The organism is Hydrogenophaga sp. RWCD_12, from assembly GCF_046604225.1.
In the GTDB taxonomy this organism is placed as follows: domain Bacteria; phylum Pseudomonadota; class Gammaproteobacteria; order Burkholderiales; family Burkholderiaceae_C; genus Hydrogenophaga.
Window position 1 is genome coordinate 116,606 of record NZ_JBKIXC010000001.1, and the last position, 18,490, is coordinate 135,095.

14 protein-coding genes and 1 tRNA gene are annotated in these 18,490 nt (G+C 67.0%); 7 read left to right on the forward strand and 8 right to left on the reverse strand.

Annotated features, from left to right (window positions below; all coding sequences use genetic code 11):
- Window positions 1–67 precede the first annotated feature (67 nt).
- Window positions 68–592: a DUF2889 domain-containing protein gene (locus ACLIJ1_RS00550; RefSeq protein WP_411363530.1), complete on the forward strand. Its 525-nt coding sequence runs from the start codon at window positions 68–70 to the stop codon at window positions 590–592.
- Between the two features lie 5 nt (window positions 593–597).
- Complete coding sequence (locus tag ACLIJ1_RS00555; protein ID WP_411363531.1) at window positions 598–1,377, forward strand: NUDIX hydrolase; 780 nt, start codon at window positions 598–600, stop codon at window positions 1,375–1,377.
- 60 nt (window positions 1,378–1,437) lie between these two features.
- On the opposite strand, the gene ACLIJ1_RS00560 is transcribed toward ACLIJ1_RS00555, so the two are convergent.
- Window positions 1,438–1,529, reverse strand: a tRNA-Ser gene (locus ACLIJ1_RS00560).
- Window positions 1,530–1,639: 110 nt separating this feature from the next.
- Here ACLIJ1_RS00560 and ACLIJ1_RS00565 point away from each other — a divergent pair.
- A complete protein-coding gene (locus tag ACLIJ1_RS00565; RefSeq protein ID WP_411363532.1) occupies window positions 1,640–3,052 on the forward strand; it encodes a sensor histidine kinase in 1,413 nt (470 codons plus the stop codon).
- Between the two features lies 1 nt (window position 3,053).
- Here ACLIJ1_RS00565 and ACLIJ1_RS00570 read toward each other — a convergent pair whose 3' ends face one another.
- From ACLIJ1_RS00570 to ppc, 6 genes are all read right to left on the reverse strand, one after another.
- Window positions 3,054–3,647 (reverse strand): LuxR C-terminal-related transcriptional regulator, encoded by a 594-nt coding sequence (locus ACLIJ1_RS00570; protein ID WP_411363533.1) that lies wholly within the window; start codon window positions 3,645–3,647, stop codon window positions 3,054–3,056.
- Window positions 3,648–3,851: 204 nt separating this feature from the next.
- A complete protein-coding gene (locus tag ACLIJ1_RS00575) occupies window positions 3,852–5,147 on the reverse strand; it encodes a tryptophan--tRNA ligase (protein WP_411363534.1) in 1,296 nt (431 codons plus the stop codon).
- A 20-nt stretch (window positions 5,148–5,167) separates the two neighbouring features.
- Complete coding sequence (locus ACLIJ1_RS00580; RefSeq protein ID WP_411363535.1) at window positions 5,168–5,836, reverse strand: site-2 protease family protein; 669 nt, start codon at window positions 5,834–5,836, stop codon at window positions 5,168–5,170.
- A gap of 51 nt (window positions 5,837–5,887) precedes the next feature.
- Window positions 5,888–6,523 carry an L-threonylcarbamoyladenylate synthase gene (locus tag ACLIJ1_RS00585; RefSeq protein ID WP_411363536.1) on the reverse strand — a complete coding sequence of 212 codons (636 nt, stop codon included), beginning with the start codon at window positions 6,521–6,523 and terminating at the stop codon, window positions 5,888–5,890.
- Window positions 6,524–6,756: 233 nt separating this feature from the next.
- Window positions 6,757–7,611, reverse strand: a complete 855-nt coding sequence (locus tag ACLIJ1_RS00590) for a 3',5'-nucleoside bisphosphate phosphatase (protein WP_411363537.1) — start codon at window positions 7,609–7,611, stop codon at window positions 6,757–6,759.
- A 53-nt stretch (window positions 7,612–7,664) separates the two neighbouring features.
- Window positions 7,665–10,508 (reverse strand): phosphoenolpyruvate carboxylase, encoded by a 2,844-nt coding sequence (ppc, locus tag ACLIJ1_RS00595; RefSeq protein WP_411363538.1) that lies wholly within the window; start codon window positions 10,506–10,508, stop codon window positions 7,665–7,667.
- A 142-nt stretch (window positions 10,509–10,650) separates the two neighbouring features.
- On the opposite strand from ppc, the gene hemC reads away from it, so the two are divergent.
- From hemC to ACLIJ1_RS00615, 4 genes are read left to right on the forward strand one after another with little or no spacing between them, the layout of a single operon-like run.
- On the forward strand, window positions 10,651–11,607 hold the full coding sequence (gene hemC / locus ACLIJ1_RS00600) for a hydroxymethylbilane synthase (RefSeq protein WP_411364756.1): 957 nt from the start codon (window positions 10,651–10,653) through the stop codon (window positions 11,605–11,607).
- Between the two features lie 3 nt (window positions 11,608–11,610).
- Window positions 11,611–12,471 (forward strand): uroporphyrinogen-III synthase, encoded by an 861-nt coding sequence (locus tag ACLIJ1_RS00605; RefSeq protein ID WP_411363539.1) that lies wholly within the window; start codon window positions 11,611–11,613, stop codon window positions 12,469–12,471.
- On the forward strand, window positions 12,468–13,658 hold the full coding sequence (locus tag ACLIJ1_RS00610) for a uroporphyrinogen-III C-methyltransferase (RefSeq protein ID WP_411363540.1): 1,191 nt from the start codon (window positions 12,468–12,470) through the stop codon (window positions 13,656–13,658). Before ACLIJ1_RS00605 ends, ACLIJ1_RS00610 begins: the two co-directional genes overlap by 4 nt.
- Before the next feature lie 29 nt (window positions 13,659–13,687).
- Window positions 13,688–14,971, forward strand: a complete 1,284-nt coding sequence (locus ACLIJ1_RS00615; protein WP_411364757.1) for a heme biosynthesis protein HemY — start codon at window positions 13,688–13,690, stop codon at window positions 14,969–14,971.
- A 101-nt stretch (window positions 14,972–15,072) separates the two neighbouring features.
- On the opposite strand, the gene ACLIJ1_RS00620 is transcribed toward ACLIJ1_RS00615, so the two are convergent.
- Complete coding sequence (locus tag ACLIJ1_RS00620; RefSeq protein ID WP_411363541.1) at window positions 15,073–18,048, reverse strand: Rne/Rng family ribonuclease; 2,976 nt, start codon at window positions 18,046–18,048, stop codon at window positions 15,073–15,075.
- Window positions 18,049–18,490 lie beyond the last annotated feature (442 nt).

The window sequence follows — 18,490 nt, forward strand, 5'->3', positions numbered from 1 at the left end:
ATCAGCGGCTTTCGCCCACCTGCCGAGGTTTGCCTTGCCGTTGCCGCCGCCCGCTCCCCGTTCCCTGATGCACACCCGCCGTGTCGAATACCGCGGCTTTCGCCGCGAGGATGGCCTGTGGGACATCGAAGGCGACCTGCTCGACACCAAGCCTTACGCGTTCGAGATCGAAGGCGAGGGCGAATGGGCGCCCGGTGAGGCGATCCACCAGATGAGCATCCGCGTGACGCTGGACGAGGCGATGGTGATCCGCGATGTGGTCGCCTGCATGGACGCCCATCCGCACGATCCCTGCCCGCAGGCCATGCCGCCGATGCAGGGCCTGATCGGTGAGACACTGGGCAAGGGCTGGCGCAAGACCATCGAGCGCCACCTGGGCGGCACGGTCGGCTGCACCCATCTGCGCGAACTGCTGTTCAACCTCGCCACCGCGGCCTTCCAGACCAAGGCCTCGTCGTTCGCACCCGCCGGCGACGGCCGGCCACCCATGCACCTGGGCCAGTGCAAGGCATGGGCCTTCGACGGACCGGTGGTCGAAAAGGTCTATCCGATGTTCTTCCGCTGGCAGCCGCCGGCAAAGACCGCAGGCTGAACCGCATGGCGCTGGAGATCCACTTCGACGCGGTCGACACCGCCCCGATCGATTCGGCGACCGTGATGGTGCTGCGCGACGGCCCGCAGGGGCTGGAGGTGCTGATGGTGCGCCGTCACGGCGACTCGGGCGTGCTCGGGGGCGCGCATGTGTTCCCCGGCGGCAAGCTGGACGCCACCGACGGCGAGACCGCTGTCCGTGGCGAGCCGCGGGAGCCATCGTGGTACGCCGCCACCCTGAATGAACCGCGGCTGCCGCCCTCCGTGGCGCGAGGCCTGTTTGCGGCCGCCGTGCGCGAGACGCGCGAGGAATGCGGCCTTGACCTGCCGGTGGACAGCTTGTGGCCCTGGTCGCGCTGGATCACGCCGCGCCAGCCTTCGGTGTCCCGCAAACGCTTTGACACCCGTTTCTTCGTGGCGCCGGCGCCGCATGGGCAGGAAGCCATTCACGATGCGGTGGAAGCCACCGAAGCGGTCTGGCTGATGCCCAGCAACGGGCTGCAGCGCTACTGGGCCGGCGAGATCGACCTGGCGCCGCCGCAGATCATGAGCCTGGTGCAACTGGTCCGCGTCGCCAATGTGGCGCAGGCGATGGACGCCGCACGGCAGCGGCCACCGGTGCTGGTCGAGCCACATCCGTTCGACGAGGACGGTGAACGGGTCATCTGCTACCCGGGCGATCCGCGGCATCCGGTGCGCGGGACGGCGTGGCAAGGGCCGACCCGCCTGCGGTTCCGCAACCGCCGCTTCGAACCGGAAGGCGGTCTGGAGGCCCTGCTGGGCTGAGCACGCAGACGACAGAAACGACAACGCCCACCGAAGTGGGCGTTGCGCGGAATGAATTCCTGGCGGAGAGAGAGGGATTCGAACCCTCGGTACAGGAATACCTGTACGCCGGATTTCGAATCCGGTGCATTCGACCACTCTGCCATCTCTCCGTGTCGAAGCCCGAGATTCTAGCAGCAGCCAGCAAGCCACTTTTGTGTTGCTTTTCCGGGGTTCACATCACGATGTGCGGTGCGACAATCGCCGCCACTGAGCGCCTTCCATGCTTGTCGATACCCAGCCCGCCACCTACCAGCACGTGCCGGCCACCGCCGAAGTGCGTGACCAATGGGTGAACTCGCGGCTGATCGCGGTGCTGATGGACAATGTGATGCCGACCTTGGGCGCCGCGCTGCTGGCGATCCCTCTGGTGGTGTTCATGCTGTGGAACGAGGTCAACGGCTACCTGCTGGCCGCCTGGGCGTCCGCGCTGCTCTGCATGATTGCGTTCCGCTACCGCATGCTGGGCATCTACCGCCTGCGTTTCGACAGCCAGGAAGGCCCGCAGCGCATGGCCTTCATCAAACGCTATCAATGGTCCTGGGTCGTGATCGGGATCCTGTGGGGCGGCGTGGTGGGGCTCAGCTACGGCCGGGCCAGCATCGGCGTGCAATTCATCTGCGGCATGCTGGTTCTCGGACAGGGGCTGATCACCCTGGTGTCATTCAGTTCCTACCTGCCGGTGTTCCGCCGCTATGCAAATACCGTGGTCGCGGTGGTTGCGCTGACCCTGTTGGCCGATGCACTGCTCAATCGCGAACCTACTGCAATGCCGCTGCGCACCAGCACCGGACTGCTGGCGCTGCTGGCCCTGTTCTGGTGGCTGCTCATGATGGCTGGCAAACGCTTGCACCAGGTCTATCGCTCCAGCTTCGAACTGCAGTTTTCCAACCAGGAACTGATCGATTCGCTGACCCAGCAAACCCGCGCTTCCTTGCGCGCGGTGGCGACCAAGAACCGTTTTCTCGCGTCGGCAGCCCACGACCTGCGCCAGCCGGTGCACGCGCTGAGCCTGTACGCCGACTGGCTGGCGACCGAGCCGGACATGGCGCGCGAAATTTCACCGCGCATCCTGCAATCGACGCGGGCGATCAACGAGCTGTTCGACTCCCTCTTCGACCTGACCCGCATCGACGCGGGCAACTACAAGGTGCGGTTGCAGCACGTGGACGTCCAGCAGCTGTTTGCCGATCTCTCGCTGCAGTTTTCCCCGGTGGCGGCGGGAAAGTCGCTCAAGCTCAAGACCCACACCCGTCCCCTGCAGCTGTGGGGCGACCCGGTGGTACTGCGCCGCATCCTGGGCAATCTGCTGTCCAACGCCCTCAAGCACACGAGCAAGGGCGGTGTGCTGCTGGGGCTGCGGCAGAAGGAGGACATGCTGGTGTTCGAGGTCTGGGACACCGGCGTGGGCATTGCCCGCGAACACCAGCAGGCGATCTTCCAGGAGTTCTTCCGCGTGTCCCAGCATCACGGGACGGAGGACAGTCTGGGCCTGGGGCTGACCATCGTGTCCAAGCTGGCGACGATGATGGGCTATCAGCTCGCGCTCTCTTCCGAGGCGAACCGGGGCAGCGTGTTCCGGGTGATGCTGCCGATCTACACCCAGCAGCAGGGCATGCCGGACGTGCCGACCTGAATCACATGTCCAGGAGACCGGCGGTGCGGGCCAGGTGGCTGGCTTGCGAGCGGCTCTTGACGTTCAGGCGACGGAACAGGCGCCACAGGTGCACCTTGACCGTGTGTTCGCTGATCTGCAGCGCTTCGGCGATGTCGCGGTTGGACAGGCCGCGATCCAGCATCACCAGCAGCTGTTTCTGCCGCTTGGAGAGCTTCTCGGGGATGGTCGGCGCGTTTTCGTCTTCCGGTTCGTCCGCCAGGAATTCGCGCAGCACGCGCCCGATCTGAGCCGCACCGGCCGACTTCTCGACATAAGCGTCGGCGCCGGCTTCCTTGGCCAGGTCTTCGTAGTCGGAAGCCGGCGAGGCCGACAGCACGATCAGCGAGGTGTCGGGCAGCATCTGCCGGACTTCCCGCACACCGGAGACGCCATGGGTGTCGGGCAGCTTGAGGTCCAGACACACCAGCTCCGGCTCACCGTGTTCAGCGATGGCCCTGCTCACGGTGGCCAGCCGCTCCAGTTCCACGACCTGGGTGGAGGTTCGCAGGCGCCGCAGCAGCATCACGACGGCTTCGCGCATCAGGGGGTGGTCGTCGATGACAAAGATACTCATGGCAGAGACTGGAATGTGTTGGGTCTGTAGTAGTGCAGCATATCCATATCGGGTGCTCTTGGCGATAGCCAAAAGGACATGAATGCAGACCTTGTTTTTAGTTTTGCCGGCCCGGGCATGCGCTCATGGGAACTCCGGACTTCCTGAAGAATTGTCTCACCCGGGCGCACCTTCTCGGTGCTCTGGGCGCTCGAAACGCAGGGATCAAGCGGAATTCTGCGCAAAAAACCGAAGCGCATCCGTGACTTTCGAGATGTCTGCCAACAGATTCAATCGCCCTTTGAGCGCGGTCAAGCCGGCATCGCCGTCTTGTTGCAGCTGGGCAATGGCCTGGGCGGCGTCGCGCGGAGCGGGGAAACCGGTGCTTTGCAGCAGCAAGTCGCCCTGGGCGTCGACCAGTTTGAAATAGAACTGGCCGTCCTTCTCGCGGTACTGCTTGAAGGAAGGAGCTGCGACCTTGGCGGCTTTCGTGGCTTTCTGCCCAGACATCTGGTCCAGCGAGCGCAGGCCCACGGCGTGGCGCAAGCGGGCAGTGAAGGGCGTGGCGATGCTGCGGGCCTTCTCGGCGCCGGCCTTGAGGGTCTTCTCGATCCGGGCCGGTTCCTGGATCAGCTGGTCGTAGACCTCGCGCATCGGGGCGATCTCGCGGTCCAGGCGCTCGAACAGCACCTGCTTGGCTTCACCCCAGGCGATGCCATCGGCATAGGCCCTGGCCAGCGCGGCGGTTTCGTCGGTACTGGCAAAGGCCTGGTAGAGCTGGAACAGGGCCGAACCTTCGGTGTCCTTGGGTTCGCCGGGCGCGCGCGAGTCGGTCAGGATGCCCATGATGAGCTTCCTGAGCTGTTCCTTCGGGGCAAACAGCGGAATGGTGTTGTCGTAGCTCTTGCTCATCTTGCGGCCATCCAGGCCCGGCAACAGGGCGACGTGATCTTCTGTCACCGCTTCGGGCAGCGTGAAGTGCTCGCCGTAGAGGTGGTTGAAGCTGGAGGCGATGTCGCGCGCCATTTCAATGTGCTGGATCTGGTCGCGGCCGACCGGCACCTGGTGGGCGTTGAACATCAGGATGTCGGCCGCCATCAGCACCGGGTACATGAACAGTCCGGCGGTCACGCCCGCGTCCGGGTCTTCTCCGGCGGCGTTGTTCTTGTCGACCGAGGCCTTGTAGGCATGGGCGCGGTTGAGCAGGCCCTTGCCGGTGACGCAGGTCAGCAGCCAGGTCAGTTCGGGAATCTCGGGGATGTCGGACTGGCGGTAGAACGTGACCTTGTCCGGATCCAGTCCGCAGGCCAGCCAGGTGGCGGCAATCTCCAGTGTGGAACGCTGCACGCGCACCGGGTCACCGCCGGTCTTGATCAGCGCGTGGTAGTCGGCCAGGAAATAGAAGTTCTGGGTGTTGGCCTCGCGGCTGGCGCGCACGGTGGGGCGCACGGCGCCGACGTAGTTGCCCAGGTGGGGGGTGCCGGAAGTGGTGATGCCGGTCAGGACGCGTTGGAGGCTCATGGGCGGGAGAGTCGGGAAAATCAGAAAAGAAGGGCGCGCAGCGGGGTCAGAAGCAAATCGATCAGGGCTCTGGTCACGCTCATCAGCGGGTACATCCAGAGCGACCCGATGACGCCCATCACGACCAAGGCCATCACGATGAAGAAGCCCCAGGGTTCGATGCGGGAGACTGCCACGGCCTGCTTCCAGGGCAACAGGCCGACCAGAATGCGCCCGCCATCGAGCGGGGGCAGCGGAAAGAGGTTGAAGGCGAACATCACCAGGTTCACCGACACGCCTCCTTTCGCCATCTCGATGAAGAAGCGCTCTTCGATGCCGGCAAACACCTGCAGGTAGAAGACGATGTTCCAGAGAATGGCCTGTACCAGATTGGCACCAGGACCGGCCAGCGCAACCCAGATCATGTCGCGCTTGGGATTTTTCAGCCGCCCGAACTGCACCGGCACCGGCTTGGCATAGCCGAACAGGAAGGCCCCGCCGGTGGAGAAGAACAGGATCAGCGGCATCACGATCGTGCCGACCGGATCGATGTGTTTGAGCGGGTTGAGCGTGATGCGCCCGAGCTTCCAGGCGGTGTCGTCGCCGAAATGTCTCGCGGCATAGCCGTGGGCAGCCTCATGCACCGTGATCGCGAAGAGCACGGGCAGGGCGTAGATGGCAATTTTTTGAACGATATCGGCAAAGTCCATGCCGCTATTGTCCCAGACTGCGCTGCAGCAACGGCCCGCCGCGGGTCGACCTCACAGACCCAGCGGCTGCAACGGTCCCTGGCCCTGCCGCACCACCTCGGGGTCACCGCCGTTGCCCATGGGCGTGAGATCGACCACCGTGGTCGGCTCCAGTGCACAGGCGCCGGCGTCGATCACGCCGTCCAGGAGCTTTTCGAAGCGCTCGCGGATCTCGCTGGCGTCGTTCATGGGTTCGCGCTCGCCAGGAGCGATCAGCGTGGTCGCCAGCAGCGGCGCGTTGTGCAGGTCGAGCAGGGCCTGCAGGGCGGTGTGCTGTGGCACCCGCAGGCCGATGGTCTTGCGCGAGGGGTGGCTCACGCGCCGCGGCACCTCCTTGCTGGCTTCGAGGATGAAGGTGTAGGGGCCCGGCGTGGCGAGCTTGAGCAGCCGGTACTGGCGGTTGTCGACTTTGGCGTAGCTGGCGAGTTCGCTCAGGTCGCGGCACAACAGGGTCAGGTGGTGCTTGTCGTCGACCTCACGAATGCGGCGCAGCCGGTCGGCGGCGGCTTTGTCGTCCAGATGGCAGACCAGGGCGTAGCTCGAATCGGTTGGCACGGCGAGCACGCCGCCGCGTTCGAGCAGCTGCACCGCCTGTTTGAGCAGCCGCGGCTGCGGATTCTCGGGGTGTACTTCGAAGAACTGGGACATGCGCGTATTGTGCGCGCGCCGCCGCGCCCGCTCAGGCCTCCGGCGGCTCCAGCAGGCGCTGGTCAGCCGCACAGCAGCGTGACCACGAGCAGTGTGATCATGACGAAGGCGGTGAATTCGCGCACCGGCTGAACTGCACGCTAACAGCCGAGGATGCTGATCGTGAGCGGCACGGCGCCGCGCAACACCTGCCAGCGCGGCGCGGCTTTACGGAACGCCCACGCGGGACGTGCTCACTGGATGCGCGATTCGAGCAGCGACCAGACCGGCGTGAGGCCGTTGGGCAGTTCGGGCAGCTTGCCCAGGTCGGTGTGGCTCTCGTCGGGGCTGTGGAAGTCGCTGCCGCGGGATGCCACGAGGTCGAACTCGCGACAGAACTCGGCGTACTTCACGGCGTCGGCCTGGCTGTGTGCGCCGGTCACAACCTCGACGCCCTGGCCGCCATGCGACTTGAACTCGTTGAACAGCGCGAACTCTTCGTTGGCGGTGAACTTGTAGCGTGCCGGGTGGGCAATCACCGCGACACCACCGGCGCCGGTGATCCACCGCACCGTGTCGCCCAGGTTGGCCCAGCGGTGTGGCACGAAGCCCGGCTTGCCTTCGGCCAGGTACTTGCGGAACACGGCGTTGGTGTCGGGGCAATGCCCCGACTCGACGATGTAGCGCGCAAAGTGGCTGCGCGAAATCAGGTCGGGGTTGCCGACGTACTTCATGGCGCCCTCGAACGCGTCGGGGATGCCCACGCGGGCCAGTTCGGCGCCCATCTGCCGGGCGCGTTCTTCGCGGCCACCGCGGGTCTCGCGCAGGCCGCGTTCAATCTGCGGATCGGTGGGATCAAAGCCCAGACCGACGATGTGCACCGTGACGTTGGCGAAGGTGACCGATACCTCGGTACCGGTCAGATAAGGCAGGCCGACCGCACGGGCCGCTGCCATCGCGCGCGCCTGGCCGCCAATTTCATCGTGGTCGGTCAGGGCCCAGAGTTCGACGCCGTTGGCCTTGGCGCGGGGCGCCAGTTCCTCGGGTGTGAGTGTGCCGTCCGAGACGACGGAATGGCAGTGCAGGTCGGCGTTGAGCTGTTGGGTCACGGATTCATTCTAGTGGGCCGACCAATCTCGCACAGTCTGCGTGGCGATCGGGCTCAGCCCGTGTTGCGCAAGCCGGCGGCGATGCCGTTAATCGAGATGTGGATGCCGCGGCGTACCTTCTCGTCGCGGTCGGCGTGGTTCTCGCCCGCGCGGTAGCGCCGCACCAGCTCGACCTGCAGGTGGTGCAGCGGGTCGATGTAGGGGAAGCGGTGGCGGATCGATCGCTGCAGCGCGGCGTTGTTGGCCAGGCGCTGCTTCTCGCCGGTGATCATCGTCAGCGCTTCGGCCGTGCGGTGCCACTCGGCCTCGATCGCGCCGAACACCCTGGTGCGCAGCTTCTTGTCGGGCACCAGCTCGGCGTAGCGGCTGGCCAGCGCCAGGTCGCTCTTGGCCAGCACCATGTCCATGTTGGACAGCAGGGTGCTGAAGAAGGGCCACTGCTTGCACATCTTCTGCAGCAGCGCCTTCTGCTTGGCGACGCCCTTGTCGCCCTCGGCATGCAGGAAGGCCTGCACCGCCGAGCCGAAGCCGTACCAGCCCGGCAGGGTGAGGCGGCACTGGCCCCAGCTGAAGCCCCAGGGGATCGCGCGCAGGTCTTCGATCTTCTGGGTCGCTTTGCGCGAGGCGGGGCGCGAGCCGATGTTGAGCTCGGCGATCTCGCGGATCGGGGTTGCCGAGAAGAAGTAGTCGGCGAATCCGGGGGTGTCGTAGACGAGGGCGCGGTAGGCCTTCATGCTCTGGCTCGACAGTGCATCGGCGGCCGACAGGAACTCGGCCGGCGCGTTGCGCGTGGGCTTGAGCAGCGTGGCTTCGAGCGTGGCCGCGACCAGGGTCTCGAGGTTGCGGCGGCCGATCTCGGGGTTGGCGTACTTGGAGCCGATGACCTCGCCCTGTTCGGTCAGTCGGATCTGGCCGCGCACCGTGCCGGGAGGCTGCGCCAGGATGGCCTGGTAGCTCGGGCCGCCGCCGCGGCCGACCGTGCCGCCACGGCCGTGGAACATGCGCAGGCGGATCGGGTGGTCGCTGCCTTTGTTGAGCGCGTCGAACAGGCCGACCAGCGCGGTCTCGGCGCGGTACAGCTCCCAGTTGCTGGTGAAGATGCCGCCGTCCTTGTTGCTGTCGGAGTAGCCGAGCATGATGTCCTGCTCGCTGTAGCCGCTGGCCGCGCCCCGCAGCACCATGGCGCGCACGCCGGGCAGTGCGTAGTAGTCGCGCATGATGGGCGCGGCGTTGCGCAGGTCCTCAATGGTCTCGAACAGTGGCACCACGATCAGGTCGGCCACCGCGTCTTCGGCCAGCAGGCCGCGCACCAGGCCGGTTTCCTTCTGCAGCAGCAGCACTTCCAGCAGGTCGCTGACGGTTTCGGTGTGGCTGATGATGGCGTGGCGGATCGCCTGCGCGCCCAGGCGTTCGCGGCCGGCGCGCGCGGTCTCGAAGATCGCCAGTTCGCTGCGGGTGTGATCGGAGTAGCTGGCGCCAGGCACGCGCAGCGGGCGTGCGTCGTTGAGCTGGCGCAGCAGCACCTCGCGCTTGGCCATTTCGTCGAGCGCGCTGTAGTCGGCCTCGACGCGGGCGGTGGCCAGCAGCTCGGCGATCACTTCTTCGTGCTTGTCCGAGCTCTGGCGCAGGTCGACCGTCGCAAGGTGGAAGCCGAACACCTCGACCGCTCGCATCAGCGGGCGCAGGCGGCCACGGGCCAGCGCTTCGCCGTGGTGCGAGAGCAGCGAGGCTTCGATGGTTTGCAGGTCGGCCAGCAGTTCGTCGGCGCTGCGGTACGGATCCTGCGGCGCCACGGCGTGGCGCGCGGCGTCGCCGCCGGTCAGTTCCTTGAGCGTGGCAGCCAGGCGCGCGTACATGCCCGTCAGGGCGCGGCGGTAGGGTTCGTCCTGGCGGTGAGCGTTCTTGTCGGGCGAACGTCCGGCCAGCGCCTGCATTTCTGGGCTGACCGAGGCCAGCATGGCCGAGACCGACAGTTCGGCGCCCAGCAGGTGCAGCTGCGTCAGGTGGTGGCGCAGCACCATTTCGCTCTGGCTCTGCAGTGCCAGCTCCAGTGTCGGCGCGGTCACGAAGGGGTTGCCGTCGCGGTCACCGCCGATCCACTGGCCCATGCGCAGGAACGGCGCCACGCTGCGGTCGCCCAGTCCTTCTTCCAGGTCGCGGTACAGGCGCGGGATCTGCGAGAGGAAGGTGCTCTGGTAGTAGCTCAGCGCGTTCTCGATCTCGTCGGCGACGGTCAGCTTGGTGAAGCGCAGCAGGCGCGTCTGCCACAGCTGCGTCACGCGGGCGCGCAGCTGGGCTTCATTGTCTTCGAGGTCGCGCGGCAGCAGGCCTTCGCGCTCGGCCAGCAGGTGGGCGATGGCGCGTTCGGCGTCCAGGATGCTCTTGCGCTGCACTTCGGTCGGGTGCGCGGTGAGCACCGGCGAGATGTGGCTGTTGGCCAGGGTCTCGACCACCTGTGCACTGCCGATACCGGCTTTCTTGAGCCGCTGCAGCGTCATCGCCAGGCTGCCTTCCTGCACGTCGCCAGCGCGGTCGTGGATGGCGCGGCGGCGGATGTGGTGCCGGTCTTCGGCCAGGTTGGCCAGGTGGCTGAAGTAGGTGAAGGCGCGGATCACGCTCACCGTCTGCTGGCCCGACAGGCCCTTGAGCAGCTTCTTGAGCGCCTTGTCGGCCGAAGCGTCGTCGTGGCGGCGGAAGGCCACCGAGAGCTGGCGGATCTGTTCGATCAGCTCGAACATGTCGCTGCCTTCCTGCTCGCGGATCACGTCACCGAGGATGCGTCCCAGCAGACGGATGTCACCGACCAGTGGCAGGTCCTTGTCGTTGCCCTTTTTCGAAGGGGCGGTGCGCGACCGAAGGGCAACGGAGGTGGGGCTCTTGGCGGTGGTTCGGCTCATGTGGAGGGCGGTGGAGGTGCAGAGGAGTTGCTGAAATTTTGGGCAGCGGCCATGCTAGCATCGTTGATTGCTTTTCCCGTTACCAAGCGGGTACGAAAACGCCCGAAGCGGCGTGATCTTTTCTGGATCTCCCGACGTGTCCATTTCAAACACCTCAGACAGCCTGAACATCACCATCGCCACCCGCGAAAGCCGGCTGGCCCTCTGGCAGGCCGAGCACGTGAAAGCGCTCTTGCAAGGTTTGGGCCACCGCGTGACGCTGCTGGGCATGACGACGCAGGGTGACCAGATCCTGGACCGCAGCCTGTCCAAGGTCGGCGGCAAGGGGCTGTTCGTCAAGGAGCTGGAGGTCGCGCTCGACGAGGGCCGTGCCGACATCGCCGTGCATTCGCTCAAAGATGTTCCGATGGACCTGCCGCCGGGGTTCGCACTGGCCTGTGTGATGGAGCGCGAAGACCCGCGCGATGCCTGGGTGTCGCCGGCCTGCGCCTCGCTGGCCGATTTGCCTCAAGGCGGCGTGGTCGGTACGTCCAGCCTGCGTCGCCTGGTGCTGCTGCGCGAATCACTCGACCGTCTGGGCCGCCAGGATGTGCGCATCGAACCGCTCCGTGGCAACCTCGACACCCGCCTGCGCAAGCTCGACGAAGGCCAGTACCACGCCATCGTGCTGGCGGCCGCGGGCCTCAAGCGCCTGGGCCTGTCCCCGCGCATCCGAGCCATCTTCGAGCCCGAACAATCCCTGCCCGCCGCTGGCCAGGGGGCGCTGGGCATCGAGGTCCGCGCCGACCGCACCGATCTGGTGAAAGCGCTGGCCCCGCTGGTGCACATGCCCACCTGGCTGCGCGTGGCGGCCGAACGCACCGTCTCGCGCGCCATGGGCGGCAGCTGCTCGATGCCGCTGGCGGCGTACGCCCGCTGGGACCACGATGCGCCGCAGACGCTGAAGCTGGACGCTGCCTGGGGCGACCCGGAAGGCCGGGCGCCGGTGGTGCGTGTGGTCGAACAGGCGCGCATCGAGACGCTGGAACAGGCTGAGGCGCTGGGCCAACGCGTGGCGCAGGCGCTGCGCGCCGGTGGCGCCCTGGCTGCGGGAGGCTGAGGCTTGGTCGCGGCGCCGCTGACGCGCCCGACCCGCTGGTCCCGCGTCTTCGTGACGCGTCCCAGCGACGAAGGAATGGCCTGGGTCGATGCGCTGCGGAAGCTGGGCTGGCCGGCGCTGTCGCTGCCGCTGATCGACATTGGCGCGCCACGCGATCCGGCGGCTCTGGCCGCCCTGGCGCAGGCGCGCGCCAGCTGGCATGAGAAAGACGTACTGATGTTCGTCAGTGCGGCTGCGGTGCAACACTTCTTTGCCGACCTGCCCGCTCCGTCCTTGCACCAAGACCGCCGCACGCGCTTCTGGTCCCCCGGCCCCGGTACGGCCCGGGCACTGGCCCGGGCGCTGGCACCACTGGGCATTGAAGCGTCCCGTATCGACGCTCCGCCTCCCGATGCCGCGCAGTTCGATTCGGAGCATCTCTGGCCGGTGGTCGGGTCGCAACTCCATCCTGGCACGCACCTGCTCGTGGTGCGCGGCGCATCGACAGGCACCGACGGGGAATCGCAGGGTGGCGCCGCTGGCAGTGGCCGCGAATGGCTGCTGGAGCGCTGTCGCGAGAAGGGTGCGCAGGTCGATCTGTGCGTTGCCTACGAACGTCACGCACCTCAATGGAGCGAGGCCTGGCGCGCCGAGGCCCTGGCAGGAACAGGTGCCGACAGTCTCTGGCTGTTCAGCAGCTCGGAAGCGATCACTCACCTGGTGGCCGCGCTGCCCGCCGCCGACTGGTCGCGCGCGCAGGCCCTGTGTACGCACGAGCGCATCGCGCAGGCGGCGCGGGACGCCGGCTTCGGGGCGGTGTTCTCCAGCCGGCCGGCGCTGGACGATGTGTTGCGCAGCCTAGAATCGCTGCAAAGCCTGCCATGAGCACAGATACCCTCGACACACCCACTTCGGCACCCGCTGAGACGACATCCGTTTCGAGCGGAGCGCCCGTCGCCGCCCCTGCGGCTGGCCGCGGCTTTGGCGCCTGGCTGACCTTGGCCGCGCTGGGCGTGGGTGGGCTGGCGCTGGTGATGGCGGGTCTGCTGTGGCAGAAGCTGGACTTCACTCAGCGCGAACTGGCCCGCCGCAGCCAGGACAGCGCGACCCAGTCGGCGGAGACCCGCACGCTCGCGCTGCAGGCCGAGGCACAGACCAAGGAAATGCTGGCGCGGCTGGCCGTGGCCGAGGTCAAGCTATCCGAGGTGAGCCTGCAGCGTTCGCAGCTGGAAGAGCTGATGCTGACCCTCTCGCGTTCGCGCGACGACAACCTGGTGCAGGACATCGAGTCGGCCCTGCGTCTGGCGCAGCAGCAGGCCCAGCTGACCGGCAGCGTGCAGCCTTTGCTGGCAGCGCTGCAGGCGGCCGATGCCCGCATCGCACGCGCGGCCCAGCCCCGGCTCAATCCGGTGCAGCGCGCGATCGCCCGCGACGTGCAGCGCATCCGTGGTACCACGGTTGCCGACGTGCCCGCGCTGGTGCAGCGGCTGGACGATCTGGTGCGCAAGGTGGACCAGTGGCCGGTACCGAATGAAGTGGGGCCTCTGGCCACCGCGACCCGTCCCAAGACCGCTGCGCCAGCGAAAGCGCCGGTGCGTGCTGCGGCCAAAGGTGAGGCCAAGCCAGCGGCGCCGGTCAATGTGCCGACGCCGATCGGTCCGACCGAGCCCGTGGTGTCGGGCTGGGATGGTGCCGTGCAGTCCTGGAACGGTTTCTGGCGCCAGGTGTGGGACGAGACCACGCGCAGCGGCCGCGAACTGGTGCGGGTCAGCCGCATTGACCGGCCCGAGGCCGTGCTGCTGGCGCCCGAGCAGGCTTTCTTCCTGCGCGAGAACCTGAAGCTGCGTCTCCTGAACGCGCGACTGGGCCTGCTGGCTCGGCAGATGGACGCGGTGCAGGACGACCTCAAGAACATCGATGCCGCGCTGGTCCGCCATTTCGATGCCAGCTCGCCTGAGGTTGTGGCAGCGCAGGGTGTGGTCACCCAGCTGCGCGCCGAACTGGCCGTGACCCAGCTGCCCCAGCCGGAAGAAAGTCTGGCGGCGCTGGCCGTGGCGGCCGGGGGACGTTGATGCTCGGGCCGCACCGTCAGTCGGGCGCCATGCGCAATGTGTTCTGGCTGTTGGGGCTGGCCGCACTCGCGGTCGCGCTGGCGCTGCTGGTGGGACACAACCAGGCCATGGTCAGCCTGTTCTGGCCACCGTACCGCTTCGACGTGTCGTTCAACTTCGTCCTGTTGTGCCTGGTGGTGGGCTTTGTGCTGCTCTATCTGGCCATCCGCGCGGTGACCATGCTGCGCGAACTGCCGCGCCAGGCCAAACGCTGGCGCAGCCTGCAGATGGAGCGCGCGGCGGTCGGCGCGGTGATGGATTCGCTGGCCCACCAGCTGGCCGGCCGCTTTGTGCGGGCGCAGTCGGCGGCGCTGTCGGCACTGGAACAGCTCAATGGCCAGCCGGCCGAACAATGGCCGCGGCGTGGTCAGCTGCAGTTGCTGGCACACCTGCTGGTGGCCGAAGCGGCGCAGTCGCTGCAGAACCGCAGCACGCGCGACGAACACCTGCAGGCCGCCCTGCATCCCCAACTTGCCAAGGCCTCGCCCGAAGTCCGCGAAGGCGCCTTGCTGCGCGCAGTGCGATGGGCGGTGGAAGACCGAGACGTGCAGGCGGCCCGCAGCCACCTGGCCGAGCTGCCGCAGGGTGCGGCCCGGCGCATCCAGGCGTTGCGCCTGAAGCTGCGCGTGGCCCGTCTGGGCGGTGCCACCGGGGAGGCGCTGGAAACGGCACGCCTGCTGGCCAAGCACCGGGCGTTCTCGCCCGAAGCCTCGCGCAGCATCGTGCGCGGCCTGGCGCTGGACGCCTTGCGAGAGGCGCACGACATTTCCCGACTGCAGACGGTCTGGTCGAAGCTGGACGCTTCCGAACGGGCCATGCCCGAGCTGGTGCTGGCCGCGGTGGACCGTGCCCACCGCTTTCCTTCGGACGACCCGCACGGTGACGAAACGACGCAGGTGCACACACTGGTCAGTGCCTGGATGGAGCCGCTGTGGCCGCAGTTTGCGTCGCTCGGTGCCGATCAACAGAAGCAGCTGGCGCTGGCGCTCGAACCCGGTCTTGCCCGGCTGGAGGCGGCGGGCCTGGCGCGGCTGGAACAGAGCCAGCGGCAATGGCCCAACAATCCTTATTTGCAATACCTCACCGGTCAGGCCTGTCGCCAGCGGCAGCTCTGGGGCAAGGCAGCACAGCTGCTGGGGCAGGCCAGCCACAGCCTGAACGACCCATCATTGTTGCGTCGCACCTGGTGCGCACTGGCGATGCTGGCCGAGGAGCGGGGCGATGTCGCAGGTGCGCAGAATGCCTGGAAGCGGGCTGCGCTCATGGACCACTGAGACATGCGCCCACTTCAGGGTGCCCAACAAAAAAGCCGACCTGCTGGTCGGCTTTTTTGTGGCTCCCTCCCGCGCAGGAGGAGAGTAGGGAGTTTCCAGGGTCAGTGGTTGTCGAAAGGCAGGCTGACGTTGCTCAGATCCTTGCGGGTCTCGACCAGCACCAGCGGACCTTCATCGACCACCACCACCGGCTTGAGTTCACGCGGCACATGGATCGGCTTGGGTTCGGCGGCGATGGCGGCCTGCACCTGGGCGACCTTGGCAGCGTCCGAGTTCACCCACTCCAGACCACTGGCCTGCGCCACCTGGCTGAGCTGGTCCAGCGACAGCGTGTACGGAGCAACCTTGGGCATGCCAGCGGCGACCGGGGCCGCCACGGCGACGGGGGCGGCCACCGGGCGGGGTGCCGGCGACTGGCGCACCGGCGCCGCAGGTGCTTGTTCCGCCACGATCACCGGCTCTGCGGCCGGCGGCGTCACTGCGGCAGCAACCGGTGCGGCCGGCTGGGCGAAGTAGCTGCGAGCAGGGCGCTGTTCGCTGCTGTCTTCGGCGATGGGGGCCGCAGGAGCGACTTCGGTCACCGCATCAGGCTGCGTATCGGCCTGGGCCTCGGCGGTGTCGCCGTCGCGCGGGCCACGGTCACCACGGCGGTCACGGCCGTAGCGGTCGCGGCTGCGGCGCTCGCGCGGAGCGCGGGGTGCCGCGTTGTCGCCGTCGGCGCCTTGCACTGCGTTGCCGTCCACAGGCGCATCGGCAGCTGCTTCGGCAGCTGGTACACCGACATCGGCCACCAGAGCTTGCGCAGGTGCCTCGCTGCCGTCACCCTGGCGGCGGCGGTTTTCACCGCGGCCGTTGCGGCGTTCACGGCGACCATTGTCGGCGGCGGCATCGGCAACTTCTGCGGTCGGCAAGGCAACGTTCAGGTTGTCCGTAATGCCAGCTTCGGCTGCATTGACGGCGTTGGCGTCGGTGCGGTTGTCGCGGCGGCCGTCGCGGCGCTGACCATTGCGGCCCTGGCCTTCGGTGCGTTCGCCTCGGTTGTCGTTGCGGCGTTCACCGTTGCGACCTTGGCCTTCGGTGCGCTCACCGCGGCCTTCACCTCGGTTGTCGCCCCGACCTTCACCTCGCGGCGGACGGTTGCCGTCGCGGCGTTCACCGTTGCGGCCCTGGCCCTCGGTGCGTTCACCGCGACCTTCGCCACGGCCTTCACCGTTGCGGCCACGGCCACCACGCCCGTCGCGCGGGCCCTTGTTGCCATCGGCGCGATCGCCCTTGGTGGTGTCCGACACGGCTGGCGCGGGCGCCACGGGCGCAGGTGCCGGTGTGGCACCGAACAGGTTCTTGATCCAGCCGAAGAAACCCTTCTCTGCCGGCGCCTTGGCCACCGGGGCCGGTGCAGCAACCGGAGCGGGCGCCGCCACCGGAGCCGGTGCGACGACCGGAGCTTCGGGCTTGGGCGTGGCGACCGGGGCCGGACCATCGAACACGACACCCTTGATCACCGGGTCCTGCTTGTTGGTGCGTTCCTGGCTGCGGCGGGTGAAGCCGGTCGCGTCGTCGGCTTCTTCGGCGAGCTTGTAGCTGGCGTCGAGGTTGTCCAGGCGCGGGTCGTCGTGCTTGAGGCGTTCGAGCTTGTAGTTGGGCGTGTCCAGCGACTTGTTGGGCACCAGCAGCACACTGATGCGCTGCTTGAGTTCGATCTTGGTGATCTCGGTGCGCTTCTCGTTGAGCAGGAAGCTGGCCACTTCGACCGGTACCTGCACCAGCACGGCGGCCGTGCTGTCCTTGAGCGACTCTTCCTGAATGATGCGCAGGATCTGCAGCGCTGAGCTTTCCGTGTCGCGGATGTGGCCGGAACCACCGCAGCGCGGGCAGGGGATCGAGGCGCCTTCGCTGAGCATGGGTTTCAGGCGCTGGCGGCTCATTTCGAGCAGGCCGAACTTGCTGATGGAGCCGAACTGCACGCGGGCACGGTCCTGGCGCAGCGCGTCGCGCAGGCGGTTTTCCACTTCGCGGCGGTTCTTCGACTCTTCCATGTCGATGAAGTCGATCACGATCAGGCCGCCGAGGTCGCGCAGGCGCGCCTGGCGCGCCACTTCGTCGGCGGCTTCCAGGTTGGTGCGGGTGGCGGTTTCTTCGATGTCGCCGCCCTTGATGGCGCGGGCCGAGTTCACGTCCACCGCCACCAGCGCTTCGGTCTGGTCGATCACGATGGCACCACCGCTGGGCAGCTGCACGATGCGGCTGTAGGCGGTCTCGATCTGGTGCTCGATCTGGAAGCGGCTGAACAGCGGTGCGTCGTCGCGGTAGCGCTTGACGCGGTGGCCGTGCTCCGGCATCACGTGGCTCATGAACTGGTGAGCCTGCTCGTAGATGTCGTCGGTGTCGATCAGGATCTCGCCGATATCACCATTGAAGTAGTCGCGGATCGCGCGGATCACCAGGCTCGATTCCTGGTAGATCAGGAACGCGCCCTTGCCACCCTTTGCGGCGCCGTCGATCGCGGTCCACAGCTTGAGCAGGTAGTTCAGGTCCCACTGCAGCTCGGGTGCGTCGCGGCCGATGCCGGCGGTGCGCGCGATGATGCTCATGCCGTTGGGGTATTCGAGCTGGTCCAGCGCCTGCTTGAGTTCCTGGCGGTCTTCACCCTCGATGCGGCGGCTGACGCCACCACCACGCGGGTTGTTGGGCATCAGCACCACGTAGCGGCCGGCCAGGCTGACGAAGGTGGTCAGGGCCGCGCCCTTGTTGCCACGTTCTTCCTTTTCAACCTGTACCAGCAGTTCCTGACCTTCCTTGATGACGTCGTTGATGCGGGCCTGCGACGGCGAGACGTTGCCCTGGAAGTACTGTTTGGAGATTTCCTTGAACGGCAGGAAGCCGTGGCGGTCTTCGCCGTAGTCGACGAAACAGGCTTCCAGCGAAGGCTCGACGCGCGTGACGACGGCCTTGTAGATGTTGCCCTTGCGCTGTTCGCGTCCTTCGATCTCGATTTCGTAGTCGAGCAGTTTCTGCCCGTCGACGATCGCCAGGCGGCGTTCTTCAGCCTGCGTGGCGTTGATCAGCATGCGCTTCATGATGCGTTTCCTTTTTCACTGTCACTGACAAAAGCGCGCGGACAGGCCGCACGCCGGTTTGCCGGGAACCAGCGAAAAAACGCGAACAGGGGAGGAATTGCCGGAGAGCCGTTGACCTGGAACAGTCCCGAGCAACTCGGGCGCTCATGTTGTCGGGTGCAAGGTTGCGGCAATGCGCCACCTCGCACCGGGCCGGGTCAGGGCGTAGGCGCGTGGATGTGGGTGAGCAGGCGGGGCCAGATGGATGTCGTCGACATGGATCTTGCCGGTTCGGTCTCTGTCTTCACTTTGTCCTCGGTCAGCCCCTGTGTCCGGCGCGCTGGGCGCCGTGGGAGTGGCTGGCCGATTGGGGTATTCCGTAATCGGGTTCGCTTCTTTTCAGGCCGGTTCTCCTGCTGCGCTCTTCCAGAGTGGCCCTGTCGGGAGCGTCGATCACGCATTC